This is a genomic window from Vibrio nomapromontoriensis, assembly GCF_050337205.1.
Classification (GTDB): Bacteria; Pseudomonadota; Gammaproteobacteria; order Enterobacterales; family Vibrionaceae; genus Vibrio; species Vibrio nomapromontoriensis.
Genome location: NZ_JAKJSS010000014.1, coordinates 1 through 11,747, shown reverse-complemented (window position 1 = coordinate 11,747; position 11,747 = coordinate 1). Strand labels below are relative to the sequence as shown.

Here is an 11,747-nt window from a genome sequence, read left to right as displayed (position 1 = left end):
TAGTGCTTCCTTCTTTTTTATTCGCCACGCACCTTAATATCATCGATTCGCTGTCCATTCGCCAGTTGAATAATAGCCGTTGCTTCTGAGTTTAAATGGTTGTTTTCATCGTGCATGTTATCAATTTCAATCACTTCACTTCCTAGCAGAAGGTGTCCATCGCGATAGACATTGGCGTGGCCGTTTTTATTGAGTCTGACGTAATAATCTAAAGTATCCATACTGTTCACCTATCCATATTCGTTAACTAAATAACTTTTATTCAAACGGTTAAGGGCTCGCCGAAGAAATTGAACGCCTTACACTATAAATATTAGGAAACTTGTTTGTTAATTCAATATTGATTCAGTGACCATGGAAGAGGCATAGACAAATTCAGTAAGTAAAACTGTGATGAGCGATAGAATTCGATTGTTATTTAACACTCATTAGTTACAATGTCGCATTGCGTTAAAGGGTGCATCTGTATTTGTACTCAATAGCGCAATTTTCTCTATAAATAGTGACAGTCTTACCCTGCGTAAGGTTGTTAATCATTAATGCAAGTCTTGCTTGGTGTGCAAGACCACTGTAATAGGATTATACATGCCTGTAATTACTCTTCCTGACGGCAGTCAGCGTTCATTTGATGCCCCTGTTTCTACTCTAGATGTTGCCCTTTCTATTGGTCCTGGTTTAGCGAAAGCAACCATTGCTGGCCGTGTAGATGGCGAACGTGTAGATGCTTGTGATCTCATCGAAAATGATGCAAGCCTAGAAATCATCACGGCAAAAGACGAAGACGGTCTAGAGATCGTTCGTCACTCTTGTGCTCACTTATTGGGACATGCGATTAAGCAATTGTACCCAGACGTAAAAATGGCGATTGGTCCTACGATCGACAATGGCTTTTATTACGATATCGATCTAGAAGAATCTCTAACACAAGATGATATAGAGAAGATCGAAAAGCGCATGAAAGAGCTTGCTAAAACCAAATATCAAGTGGTTAAGAAAAAAGTAAGCTGGCAAGAAGCGCGCGACGCATTTGAAAGCCGCGGCGAAACTTACAAAATCGAAATCTTGGATGAGAACGTCTCTAAAGATGATCGTCCAGGTCTATACCATCACGAAGAATACATCGACATGTGTCGTGGTCCACATGTGCCAAACATGAGCTTCTGCCAGCACTTTAAACTGCTGAACGTAGCAGGCGCATACTGGCGTGGTAACAGCGACAACAAGATGTTGCAGCGTATCTATGGCACGGCATTCCACGACAAGAAAGCACTGAAGGCGCATCTAACACGTCTAGAAGAAGCCGCTAAGCGTGACCACCGTAAAATTGGTAAACACCTGGACTTGTTCCATATGCAGCAAGAAGCGCCTGGTATGGTGTTCTGGCACCACAACGGTTGGTCTATCTTCCGTGATTTAGAAGTCTTTGTTCGTGAGAAACTGACAGAATACGATTACCAAGAAGTAAAAGGCCCATTGATGATGGACCGCGTACTTTGGGAACGTTCTGGTCACTGGGACAAATACGCAGAAGCCATGTTCACAACCTCTTCAGAGAACCGTGAATACGCTATCAAACCAATGAACTGTCCTGGTCACGTACAGATCTTTAACCAAGGTCTTAAGTCTTACCGCGATCTGCCATTGCGCATGGCTGAGTTTGGCTCTTGTCACCGTAATGAGCCGTCTGGCGCATTGCACGGCATTATGCGTGTTCGTGGCTTTACTCAAGATGATGCTCACGTATTCTGTACCGAGCAACAAGTTCAGCAAGAAGTAAAATCTTGTATTGAGATGGTTTACGATACATATCAGACTTTTGGTTTTGACAATATCGTTGTTAAACTATCTACGCGTCCTGAAAAACGTGTTGGTTCTGATGAAATGTGGGACCGTGCAGAGTCGGATTTAGAGCTTGCGCTTAAATCTATGGACATTGCATATGAGATTCAAGAAGGTGAGGGTGCATTCTATGGACCTAAAATTGAATTTACTTTGCATGATTGTTTGGACCGAGCTTGGCAATGTGGTACAGTGCAGCTCGATTTTGCACTACCAGAGCGTTTAGGAGCAACTTACGTAGGCGAAGATAACGAGCGTCACACGCCAGTTATGATTCACCGCGCGATTTTAGGTTCACTAGAGCGCTTTATTGGTATTCTAATTGAAGAATATGCAGGCTTCTTCCCAACATGGTTAGCTCCAGAGCAAGCTGTTGTTATGGGAATTACTGACAAACAGTCTGAATATGTTCAAGAAATTACGAAAAAACTGCAAAAAAGTGGAATTAGAGCCAAAGCGGACTTGAGAAATGAGAAGATTGGCTTTAAAATCCGCGAACATACTTTGAAACGTGTACCGTATATGCTCGTTTGTGGCGACCAAGAAATGGAAGCTGGCGAAATTGCAGTACGTACTCGTAAGGGCAACGATTTAGGTAAGTTTAAAGTGGATGACTTTATCGCATACATCCAAGCCGAAATCGCAAGCCGTAAGCTCAATCTGGAGGAATAACCTATTAAAGGCGGAAGACGTGGCCAACAACCGGCCAAACAAAACCAGCACCGTTTAAACGGTGAAATTCGTGGCATTCGTGAAGTTCGTCTAACAGGCGCAGATGGTGAACCTGTTGGTATCGTTCTGATTCAAGAAGCGCTAGATGCAGCTGTAGAAGCTGGTATGGATCTCGTAGAGATCAGCCCTAACGCCGAGCCACCGGTCTGTCGTGTGATGGACTATGGTAAGTTCCTCTTTGAAAAGAGCAAAGCTGCTAAAGAGCAGAAGAAAAAGCAAAAACAGGTTCAGATTAAGGAAATAAAATTCCGTCCTGGAACTGATATTGGAGACTATCAGGTAAAACTACGCAACCTGACTGGTTTCCTTGAAGACGGCAACAAAGTGAAGGTAACAATTCGCTTCCGTGGCCGCGAAATGGCTCACCAAGACATCGGTGTTGACGTTCTACATCGTTTGAAAGCGGATACTGAAGAATTTGCAGTAGTCGAATCTTTCCCAACGAGAATAGAAGGTCGCCAGATGATCATGGTGTTGGCCCCTAAGAAGAAGTAATTTACGGCTTGCAAGTAATATAACCTTGCCGTTCCTTCTCAAAGAGGGACGCGGTAGGGTTTTATTCGCCTAATTACTATTGTTTAATTAACTCAACAATGCGGAGTTCTTCATCATGCCTAAGATGAAATCCAACAAAGGTGCAGCTAAGCGTTTCAAGAAAACAGCTGGTGGTATCAAATTTAAGCACGCTGGTAAACGTCACATCCTGACTAAGCGTACTACTAAGAACAAGCGTCAACTACGTCCGAATGCAATTCTTCCTAAATGTGAAGTTGCTGCAGTTCTACGTATGTTGCCATACGCTTAATTCTTTTTAGTTTATCAATCGTTTAGTTTAGGAGAGACATAATGCCTCGCGTAAAACGTGGTGTACAAGCTCGTGCACGTCATAAGAAAGTTCTAAAACAAGCTAAAGGTTACTACGGAGCACGTTCACGTGTTTACCGCGTAGCTTTCCAAGCTGTTACTAAAGCAGGTCAATACGCTTACCGTGACCGTCGCAACAAGAAACGTCAATTCCGTCAACTGTGGATTGCACGTATCAACGCGGCTTCTCGTCAAAATGGTCTATCTTACAGCCGTTTCATCAACGGTCTTAAGAAAGCATCTATCGAGATCGATCGTAAGATCCTTGCTGATATCGCTGTATTCGACAAAGCTGCATTCGCAGTTCTAGTTGAAAAAGCGAAAGCTGCTCTTTAATTAGCAGTTTAGATCTTTGATAAAGGAGAGCATTTGCTCTCCTTTTTTATTGTCTAAATTTTATTGTCTAAATTTTATTGCCTAAAGTAAGTTGGATAGTGGGCTTTTTACACCATTTGCCCCCCGGTTCACCACATGAGTATATATCTGGGTGGTTTTAATATCCGTATGACCAAGTTGCTCTTGAACTGTGCGAATATCTGCACCACTCTCAAGAAGGTGAGTTGCAAATGAATGTCGCAAAGTGTGACAGCTTACCGACTTACTAATTCCCGCCTTTTTTACCGCTTGCTTGACGACTTTTTGAAGGCTCGTCTCATTAATATGATGACGATAGAGCCGCTTTGATACTGGATCAACGGCCAATCGTACGGAAGGGAACAAATACTGCCAGTTAAGGTCTTTATTAGAGTTGGGGTATTTCGTTGCCAATGCATTAGGTAAATACACACCTGAGTATTCCTTTTGCTTTAGATCTTGCTGCCAAAGCTTCACTACATTTTTCTGCTGTAGTTCGATTGCTGGTAATAGCTCTTTAGCCAATGTAACAATACGGTTTTTATTACCCTTGGCTCGCCATATTCTTAGTGCACCATATTCGAAATCAATATCTTGATATCTAAGCCTTAAACACTCCATTAGACGCAGTCCAGAGCCATACATCAGTTGTGTCGGCAGCAAATAGTTAGCGGGAATATTTTCTAATAGCTTTGTGACTTCCTTCGTTGTTAGAACCGTTGGCAGTTTTTTTCCTTTATGTGATTTTTTGAATTGAATATCTAATTCAATCGGGTTTCCAATTATGTGTTTATATAAGAACACTAAAGCATTGAGAGCGACAGCTTGGCTGCGAGCAGCTAGGTTTCGACTAGTCACTAGATATGAAAGAAAGTCCTCTACATCTTTGCTATTAAGATCGCGAGGATGCTTCTTGTTATGGTAGACAATGTATTGAACTATCCAAGTAAGATAAGCATCAATTGTTCGCTCTGAATAATGCCTAGCCCGCATAAATTCACCAATGTAATTCATAAAAGGAGATTTCATTGTCACTACCTTAAGTGCTGTTTATATGTACAGGTTGTTAGTTTAGGTGTGAGATCCGAACTTAGACGGAAAAAGTCTAGCTTTTGTGATGAGCAACAAGTTTAATAATACTTAGCTAACTGATTTTTCAGCAGTAATACTCTAACATAGACCGATTCTATGATAATAGAAGGCGGTAGCGTGCGAGAAAGTACGGAATAAGTCCGCCTATAAAGCGTTATGCATTTTAAATAAAGGTAAAATATGAGCGATAAAGTACCATGTAGGGAATGTGAAGCAATGGTTTTACCTAGCACCGCTAAACGTACATGCGGTCTTTGCATGCCTTGCAAAAACGGTACTCGTAGGAGTATGAATGCTGCAAAAAAGCGTGCCGACAAAGAGAAAGAACTAGAAAGAACATGCCCCTACAGAGCATTATGGCGAGATCTAGTAGACAAGGTTTATTCTCAAAATAGTGGTTTTAACTCACTTTCCGAAAATGAACGGCTGTATTACTCCGTTAATGCTTTAAGCGGGCAAGTGTACAACGGAGGTTTCGACCAGTATTTTACAAATACATTCGCTGATAATTACCGCGACGCAGAATATGGCTTGGTTCGATTAGGTGCAGCCAACTCGATCAAGCTATTGAGAAGTGCAAAGGAACAGTTATTTGGCTCGAATCCAGTGCCAAAAAATCAAGTTGAGCGGTGGGAATTAATTCAAAGGCTTAATAGGCAAGCTGATTTAGACTCCTTGGATACTGAATTCTATAAAGACCTTGATAACCTAGATGATAAACTTGAGACTTTTGCCTTAGAGGTTGGCTTGGTGAAAAATGCATAACAAACTGCTCAAGACGGACTATCAACGCGGGGCACTTTTAGTTCTAAATTAGGTATAGTGGTTACGGTGGTAATTTTTAGTATCGTAGTAAGCGTTGCTAGCCACTTAGCAGGGCGTTATGCATACTATTTAGTTTTGGAGAACCAAAATGAAAGGAAGCTGTTTGTGCGGTGATGTTTCGTTTGAACTGTTGAGCGAACTACCGTCCATCTATCAATGCCATTGTTCTCTATGCCGAAAAGTTTCAGGTTCTTCGTCTAATTCAGCTCTGATAGTAAAAGCGTCTAATTTTAGATGGTGCTCGGGTGAGCATTTAATTAAATCCTACTCCACCAAATCAGGCTTCAAGTCGGAGTTCTGTACTCAATGTGGTAGTCCAGTTCCTAATTTGACTACCAGTGGTGACTCATATTGGGTACCAGCAGGCTTAATAACAGATGTTACTAATACAAGTGTATCGGCACATGTTTTTGTTAGCTCAAGAGCTGATTGGGATGAGGGTTTCTTAAGTGACAATATCCCTAAATTCGAGAAGATGCCCCTGTGAGCGATCAACGAGGTACGTTTCGTGGAGACGTATGCATAACAAATTGTTCAAGCAGACAGCTAACAGTTGGCGATTTTGGTTTGGTTGAGTTTAGTGATTACGGTGGTCTTGTCTGAGTGTGGTGGTAGTTAGCTGCTACTTAACAAGGCGTTATATTCATTGGAGTAAGTTAGGTGGTCGAGTTATTAATGGAAAAACTGTCAAACGATGGTTTTTGGTCCATTTCCGGAGCATTAATTGGTGCTTTCGTTGGTTCGCTTTGCGGGCTTTTAGCTAGTTTATACCTTGATGTAAAAAGAGAAAGTAAGGTGAAGAGTGCTTTTTACACAGAAGCTGAGTTTTTGTCTAACATCATGGGGGCTTTTCTAGTTGCTATAGTCTTTGAGTATGAAAAATCAAAAATAGACTTGGCTAAAAATGAAAGCTTTAGCGGACCATTGGAACTGGATTTTAGCGTGCTTAACACACTCTTTCTTGAGTTATATAAAACGAAAAATATCCCTAGTACAGACCACCGTCAGTTCATGTTGAATCTAAGTTCTCAATGGGAAAGAATCTGCAAGATGGATGTTGGACGTGTTGAAAAAATCCAAAACACAAGTATCTACCAAGTGTCACCTACCAAATCTAAAGAAATAGTATTTTTCTTGGTAGATCTGTTGTACCACTTGAATCTGCTGGTAGTTCAGCAAAGAAAGTTTAGGTTCGGCGAACACAATTTTAAAACTAAGGCGCTGTCAGTGTTTGCAAAGTACGAAGTTGATAATTCTGATTTGATGGAAAAAATCGCTAAAGAAGCGGCGCATTGGTAAATAAATATAACAAAATGTTTAAGAGGGATTCGCAACGCGTGGCATTTTCGTTATGCGTTGATTTTTGTGATTAAGGCGGTTTGCGGCAACATCGGTCTTGCGTTGCTCACCCCTTAACATGGCGTTAGGAGTTTCGGGTAACTTATATGAACTGGACAATTTTAATTGCAATTGCTGGTTGGCTCTTAGCCATTCTTCAATTTGTATTTACCTTCAGGGAAGCTAAAGATAAAAATGAAGCTGAGTTGCTAGAAAAGACTCTCAATTATTTTAATCAAAGTGCTCAAGCCAGAACAATAGGCATTAGTTTAGTCGAGGGAGTTTGGCTTAAGCGAAAGAAGAATTTGAGTATAATTTTACCTGTTCTCACTGCTCAAGTTTTGTATTTGCTCACCCAAGAGAAACTTGAAGCTCAAGAACATAGAAACATTTTTAGGCTTCTATTTTTAATTGAAAAATTATTGCCATATGCGACTGAAAGGCATACAGAACTTGCTGAAATATCAGAAGCACTAATGTGGGGCGCACAAAGCAATAGCGTATCTAATATGTCACTACGGAGTTGGTACAAAAGGTTTAATGGCGATACTGACATGTGGGATGCGGAGATTGAAAACTCCTAACAAAAGGTTCAAGTGGATTCGTAACGCTTGGCACTTTTGGTGTCAATTTTGACTCATGTGATTACGGATTTTAAATTTAGTTCGGTGTTGCGTCACTCACCACTTAACCGGGCGTTATGTGCTTTGGAGGAAAATAAAATTGATTCAACTCCGAGAAATAAGAGAAAGTGACCTCAAAGAGGTTCAGAAACATGCATCACACACTGAAATTAGTCGCATGAGTTATGTTCCGTCGCCGTACCCAAAAGATGGAGCACTATCTTGGTTTAAGTTCATCAGCCCTAAAATTCAGTCTGAAACTGCAAAGGTTTATGTGATTGAGCTTAATGGTTATTTCTCCGGAATTATGACACTCAATAAATTTTTACAAGCCGAAAAATCAACCAGTATCGACTATTGGGTTCGTGCAGATTTTCATGGACAAGGCATAGCATCCAAAGCTGTTAGCCTCGCAATTGACGTTGCAACGTCGTTTGGCATTAGAACCTTTAATAGTGGATGTTTAGCTAAGAATATTGGTTCAAAAAAGGTACTACTCAAAAACGGGTTCTCCATCCAAGAGTCATTTGTACTTGAGGACGGAAAATACCAAGGCGAAGAAATGCTGTTGTTCAGACAAACACGCACATAACAAATTGTTCAAGCAGACAGCTAACAGTCGGCGATTTTGGTCTGGTTAGGTATAGTGATTGCGGTGGTCTTGCTTGAGTGCAGTGGTAGTTAGCTGCTACTTAACAAGGCGTTAGTTGCCTTATCGATTTCGGAGAATTTATGGAAGTCATAATCGAACAAGAAATTGCGTTGCACCAATTCGAAGTCCGACAAGATAAAGTAGAAATTGAGCGACTTATCCATCCAGACTTTAGAGAAGTTGGTAGATCAGGTAATAGCTACGACTTTAAATCAATTGTTCGAATGATGGAAACGGAGAAACCATCAAACGTGCAGGTACACTCCCAGAATTATGAATGTGTCGCATTAGAACCAACAGTTAAATTGTTGACCTATGAATCAGCGTTAATCGATGACAGCGGTCAAGGTAGCAACTTCTCAAAGCGCAGTTCCATTTGGGCTCTAGTCGGAGAGTTGTGGCAGCTTATATATCATCAAGGTACGCCATGTGACGTATTTGAAATAAAGGTACCACGCAAGGGCACCTAACAAGTGCTTTAAGTGGATTCGTAACGCTTGGCAATTTTGGTGTAACTGTCAGTCTATGTGTTTACGGTAGTCGATTTAGGTTTTGTGGTACGTTACTCACCACTTAAGCAGGCGTTAGCTTTCACGGTTTAGTTTATTGGTGTACGGGTTCATCGTTCTAGCTTTACACCTGTTCTTTAGTGGTAACCTCACATCTCTCGTGTGCTTTTTCTTTGCTACTGAGTTATTTACGCTTAATTGAAAATTGGCGTATGTGGTTGTTGGCTTAGTGGCAAACTTTGAGTTGCCTCTGAGTTTCGTCAACTCAGGCTACGAATTTTTGGACAGTTCAACTCTGTCCCGTCATGTTGGTCAGTGGTTTTGAGGGGAGAGCGTTACTTCAACATCTTGGTGAGCAACGCAGGCATTATCGCACGAAAAAGCTAACAAACTGCTCAAGTGGACGCCATAAGCTTGGCGGTTTTGGTTTGAAGTTAAGTGCGCTTGGTAAGTCAATCGTTAGCGCCACTTAGCAGGGCGTTATGTTGCTCCAAAGCTCACATTCAATTTCATAATTAGGAACACACATTTAATGATTCGAAATTTCTATACTTGCGATAAGGAAGTAGATAAAAACAGCCATGGCGGCGATGGTTCAATAGATATCTATCGAGCATTTAGGCGCAAAGATTTTGACGGTGCTTGGGATTTCGCTATTCGAGTTGTAATGCCAGCCGGAAGTTCAATGGGCGAACATCGCCATGAAGATGATGAGGAAATGTACATCATCTTAAAAGGTGAAGGCACGATGATAATTGAAGGTGAAGAACACAAAGTTTCCTCAGGCGATATGATAGTAAATAAAAGGTTTGGCACTCATGGTTTAGTTAATACGTCAGACCAAGAAATCGAGCTGCTAATTATCCAAGCTAGTCAGAAGTAAAGCAACATAACAAATTGTTCAAGCAGACAGCTAACAGTCGGCGATTTTGGTTTGATTTGGGTTTAATGATTATGGTGGCTTTGTTTGGGGTCGGTGGTAGTTAGCTGCTACTTAACAAGGCGTTATACAAATTACAAACTTTTGAGTCTAACCTCATAAAAATTGGACGGACAAATGGAAAATAATAAACTAGAGGGATTTGGCTGGTTCGATGAAACGGTTAAAAACACAGTGGCTACCTTTAGAGGTATGCTGCTGCATTTGGAGAGTTCATACTCGGCGATATTTAAAGGTGGTGTCTCATTGTTTATTTTATCTTTGTTGGCCATCTCTCAGTCATATCAAATGATAACTGACTATGATTTTCAGATTAAAAGTGAGGTCTATACCATTGAAGAAAAGCATGGAAAACCGATATCTGAAGTTATTTGCGAGAAGGAAATAAAAGACTCAAGTGACCGCGCAAAGTGCAGATTAACAAAATATAAAAGTGGCACGAACAACACAGCAATGAAGTATAGTGCGTTCATTGTGGTTGTCCCATTGTTTCTTGGCTCCGCGTTGTTGTTTCTATCCGTTTTAGGGTTTGTCCTGAAAGCTCAAAGAGATGGTAAAAACAAGCTAGATGAATAAATTGGTATAACAAATTGCTCAAGTCGACAGCTAACGCTCGGCACTTTCGGTTTAGTTGAGTTCAGTGATTAAGGTGGTTTTGCTTGAGTGTCGTGGTGGTTAGCTGCAACTTAGCAAGGCGTTAGTAATACAAATCATAATTGGGAGGATAGATGCCACATTTTGTACTGGATTGTTCAGAAGAAATCTTTGAGTGTCATTCCGAGGAGTTTGTCATTGAACAAGTTCATTCTGTAGCCAATGCCTCTGGTCTATTTGATGAGAATGATATTAAGGTTAGGTTGAATCCGTTTAAAACGTATTCAGTTGGTAATCGTAAAGAGTGTTTTATACATGTCTTTACTCACATCATGCAAGGACGTACTACGGAGCAAAAAGCTGAATTATCGCATCAAGTGGTTTCAAATCTAGTAGCGCTATTCCCGGATATTCCCAATATAGCGATGAATATTAGTGATTTTGAAAAGGCGACTTATTGTAATAGAACAATGCTGTAGCGTAGTGTATTACTAACAAACTACTCAAGTGGACGCCATAAGCTTGGCGGTTTTGGTTTGAAGTTAAGTGCGCTTGGYAAGTYAATCGTTAGCGCCACTTAGCAGGGCGTTATATGCAGGTCAGTATATGGAAAGTAAATACAACAGGGTTAATTTGTCGATAGAGCAATTAGAAATGGCTATAGACTTGTTTTTGAGCAAGAAGTCGTTTGTATCGGCTTTAACATTAGCTGGAGCTGCGGAAGAAGTCCTAGGGCAAGCGGTAAAGCGAAGAGGCGAAGAAAATTCGTTACAAGAACAGTATCGTATTGCTAAGTCAACAAACTGGATTACTCCTGCTAAAAGCTGGGCTGATTTCACTACTCGTAACAAGAACAAAGTGAGAAATGCGGTTAAACATCTAGCTGAAAAAGATAACATCGAGTTTGTAGCTGATATCGAGGATGAGGCACTTTGGATGATTGTTAGGGCTACAGATAATTATCGTCGTTTGGGGTTTGATTATACAGATCGTATGCATGAGTTTGATGGTTGGTTTTATGAGCATGTCGTAGGCATATAACAAACAATTTAAGAGTGATTCAGCACGCTTGGCATTTTTGATTTGGGTTTAGTTCAGTGTTTACGGTAGTCAAATTGAGTTCTGTGGTAGCGTGCTTCACAACTTAATTGGGCGTTATATTCATTGGAGTAAGTTAGGTGGTCGAGTTATTAATGGAAAAACTGTCAAACGATGGTTTTTGGTCCATTTCCGGAGCATTAATTGGTGCTTTCGTTGGTTCGCTTTGCGGGCTTTTAGCTAGTTTATACCTTGATGTAAAAAGAGAAAGTAAGGTGAAGAGTGCTTTTTACACAGAAGCTGAGTTTTTGTCTAACATCATGGGGGCTTTTCTAGTTGCTATAGTC

The 11,747-nt window shown here is 40.8% G+C and carries 17 protein-coding genes; 15 read left to right on the top strand and 2 right to left on the bottom strand.

The window, feature by feature from the left end:
* Positions 1–17 precede the first annotated feature (17 nt).
* Entirely contained in the window at positions 18–221 is a 204-nt protein-coding gene (locus tag L4D05_RS17875; RefSeq protein ID WP_428753425.1) for a hypothetical protein, read from the bottom strand.
* Between the two features lie 364 nt (positions 222–585).
* Between L4D05_RS17875 and thrS the strand changes: the two genes are divergently transcribed.
* From thrS to rplT, 4 genes are all read left to right on the top strand, one after another.
* Positions 586–2,511 carry a threonine--tRNA ligase gene (gene thrS, locus L4D05_RS17870; protein ID WP_265676645.1) on the top strand — a complete coding sequence of 642 codons (1,926 nt, stop codon included), beginning with the start codon at positions 586–588 and terminating at the stop codon, positions 2,509–2,511.
* A 3-nt stretch (positions 2,512–2,514) separates the two neighbouring features.
* Positions 2,515–3,066, top strand: coding sequence for a translation initiation factor IF-3 (gene infC / locus L4D05_RS17865; protein ID WP_428753586.1), 552 nt, complete (start codon positions 2,515–2,517; stop codon positions 3,064–3,066).
* Positions 3,067–3,181: 115 nt separating this feature from the next.
* Entirely contained in the window at positions 3,182–3,376 is a 195-nt protein-coding gene (gene rpmI / locus L4D05_RS17860) for a 50S ribosomal protein L35 (protein ID WP_250618111.1), read from the top strand.
* Positions 3,377–3,417: 41 nt separating this feature from the next.
* Entirely contained in the window at positions 3,418–3,771 is a 354-nt protein-coding gene (rplT, locus tag L4D05_RS17855) for a 50S ribosomal protein L20 (RefSeq protein ID WP_004401084.1), read from the top strand.
* Between the two features lie 81 nt (positions 3,772–3,852).
* Here the strand turns inward: rplT and L4D05_RS17850 are convergent, their stop codons facing one another.
* Complete coding sequence (locus L4D05_RS17850) at positions 3,853–4,818, bottom strand: integron integrase (RefSeq protein WP_428794809.1); 966 nt, start codon at positions 4,816–4,818, stop codon at positions 3,853–3,855.
* Positions 4,819–5,169: 351 nt separating this feature from the next.
* Here L4D05_RS17850 and L4D05_RS17845 point away from each other — a divergent pair, with 351 nt between their 5' ends.
* The 11 genes from L4D05_RS17845 to L4D05_RS17795 all read left to right on the top strand — a co-directional run.
* Positions 5,170–5,646: a DMP19 family protein gene (locus L4D05_RS17845; protein ID WP_428794808.1), complete on the top strand. Its 477-nt coding sequence runs from the start codon at positions 5,170–5,172 to the stop codon at positions 5,644–5,646.
* Between the two features lie 148 nt (positions 5,647–5,794).
* A complete protein-coding gene (locus tag L4D05_RS17840; RefSeq protein WP_428794807.1) occupies positions 5,795–6,193 on the top strand; it encodes a GFA family protein in 399 nt (132 codons plus the stop codon).
* Between the two features lie 188 nt (positions 6,194–6,381).
* Complete coding sequence (locus L4D05_RS17835; RefSeq protein ID WP_260262179.1) at positions 6,382–7,005, top strand: hypothetical protein; 624 nt, start codon at positions 6,382–6,384, stop codon at positions 7,003–7,005.
* A gap of 146 nt (positions 7,006–7,151) precedes the next feature.
* Entirely contained in the window at positions 7,152–7,628 is a 477-nt protein-coding gene (locus L4D05_RS17830) for a hypothetical protein (RefSeq protein WP_428794806.1), read from the top strand.
* 139 nt (positions 7,629–7,767) lie between these two features.
* Complete coding sequence (locus tag L4D05_RS17825; RefSeq protein WP_428794805.1) at positions 7,768–8,259, top strand: GNAT family N-acetyltransferase; 492 nt, start codon at positions 7,768–7,770, stop codon at positions 8,257–8,259.
* A gap of 140 nt (positions 8,260–8,399) precedes the next feature.
* Positions 8,400–8,789 carry a nuclear transport factor 2 family protein gene (locus L4D05_RS17820; RefSeq protein WP_428794804.1) on the top strand — a complete coding sequence of 130 codons (390 nt, stop codon included), beginning with the start codon at positions 8,400–8,402 and terminating at the stop codon, positions 8,787–8,789.
* 571 nt (positions 8,790–9,360) lie between these two features.
* Positions 9,361–9,711: a cupin domain-containing protein gene (locus tag L4D05_RS17815; protein ID WP_418642180.1), complete on the top strand. Its 351-nt coding sequence runs from the start codon at positions 9,361–9,363 to the stop codon at positions 9,709–9,711.
* Positions 9,712–9,885: 174 nt separating this feature from the next.
* Positions 9,886–10,344, top strand: coding sequence for a hypothetical protein (locus tag L4D05_RS17810; protein WP_428794803.1), 459 nt, complete (start codon positions 9,886–9,888; stop codon positions 10,342–10,344).
* Positions 10,345–10,496: 152 nt separating this feature from the next.
* Positions 10,497–10,841, top strand: coding sequence for a 5-carboxymethyl-2-hydroxymuconate Delta-isomerase (locus tag L4D05_RS17805; protein WP_428755041.1), 345 nt, complete (start codon positions 10,497–10,499; stop codon positions 10,839–10,841).
* A 127-nt stretch (positions 10,842–10,968) separates the two neighbouring features.
* The gene (locus L4D05_RS17800) at positions 10,969–11,403 is read left to right on the top strand and encodes a hypothetical protein (RefSeq protein ID WP_428794802.1); all 435 of its coding nucleotides are present in this window, start codon (positions 10,969–10,971) and stop codon (positions 11,401–11,403) included.
* Positions 11,404–11,555: 152 nt separating this feature from the next.
* A partial coding sequence (locus L4D05_RS17795) for a hypothetical protein (protein ID WP_428794801.1) occupies positions 11,556–11,747 on the top strand: 192 nt, incomplete at its 3' end.

Coding starts and splice junctions, on each gene's coding strand:
- L4D05_RS17815 (WP_418642180.1), top strand. CDS start 9,361: ATGATTCGAAATTTCTATACTTGCGATAAGGAAGTAGATAAAAACAGC.
- rplT (WP_004401084.1), top strand. CDS start 3,418: ATGCCTCGCGTAAAACGTGGTGTACAAGCTCGTGCACGTCATAAGAAA.
- L4D05_RS17850 (WP_428794809.1), bottom strand. CDS start 4,818: ATGAAATCTCCTTTTATGAATTACATTGGTGAATTTATGCGGGCTAGG.
- L4D05_RS17840 (WP_428794807.1), top strand. CDS start 5,795: ATGAAAGGAAGCTGTTTGTGCGGTGATGTTTCGTTTGAACTGTTGAGC.
- L4D05_RS17805 (WP_428755041.1), top strand. CDS start 10,497: ATGCCACATTTTGTACTGGATTGTTCAGAAGAAATCTTTGAGTGTCAT.
- L4D05_RS17875 (WP_428753425.1), bottom strand. CDS start 221: ATGGATACTTTAGATTATTACGTCAGACTCAATAAAAACGGCCACGCC.
- thrS (WP_265676645.1), top strand. CDS start 586: ATGCCTGTAATTACTCTTCCTGACGGCAGTCAGCGTTCATTTGATGCC.
- L4D05_RS17800 (WP_428794802.1), top strand. CDS start 10,969: ATGGAAAGTAAATACAACAGGGTTAATTTGTCGATAGAGCAATTAGAA.
- rpmI (WP_250618111.1), top strand. CDS start 3,182: ATGCCTAAGATGAAATCCAACAAAGGTGCAGCTAAGCGTTTCAAGAAA.
- L4D05_RS17830 (WP_428794806.1), top strand. CDS start 7,152: ATGAACTGGACAATTTTAATTGCAATTGCTGGTTGGCTCTTAGCCATT.
- L4D05_RS17810 (WP_428794803.1), top strand. CDS start 9,886: ATGGAAAATAATAAACTAGAGGGATTTGGCTGGTTCGATGAAACGGTT.
- L4D05_RS17835 (WP_260262179.1), top strand. CDS start 6,382: ATGGAAAAACTGTCAAACGATGGTTTTTGGTCCATTTCCGGAGCATTA.
- L4D05_RS17820 (WP_428794804.1), top strand. CDS start 8,400: ATGGAAGTCATAATCGAACAAGAAATTGCGTTGCACCAATTCGAAGTC.
- L4D05_RS17845 (WP_428794808.1), top strand. CDS start 5,170: ATGAATGCTGCAAAAAAGCGTGCCGACAAAGAGAAAGAACTAGAAAGA.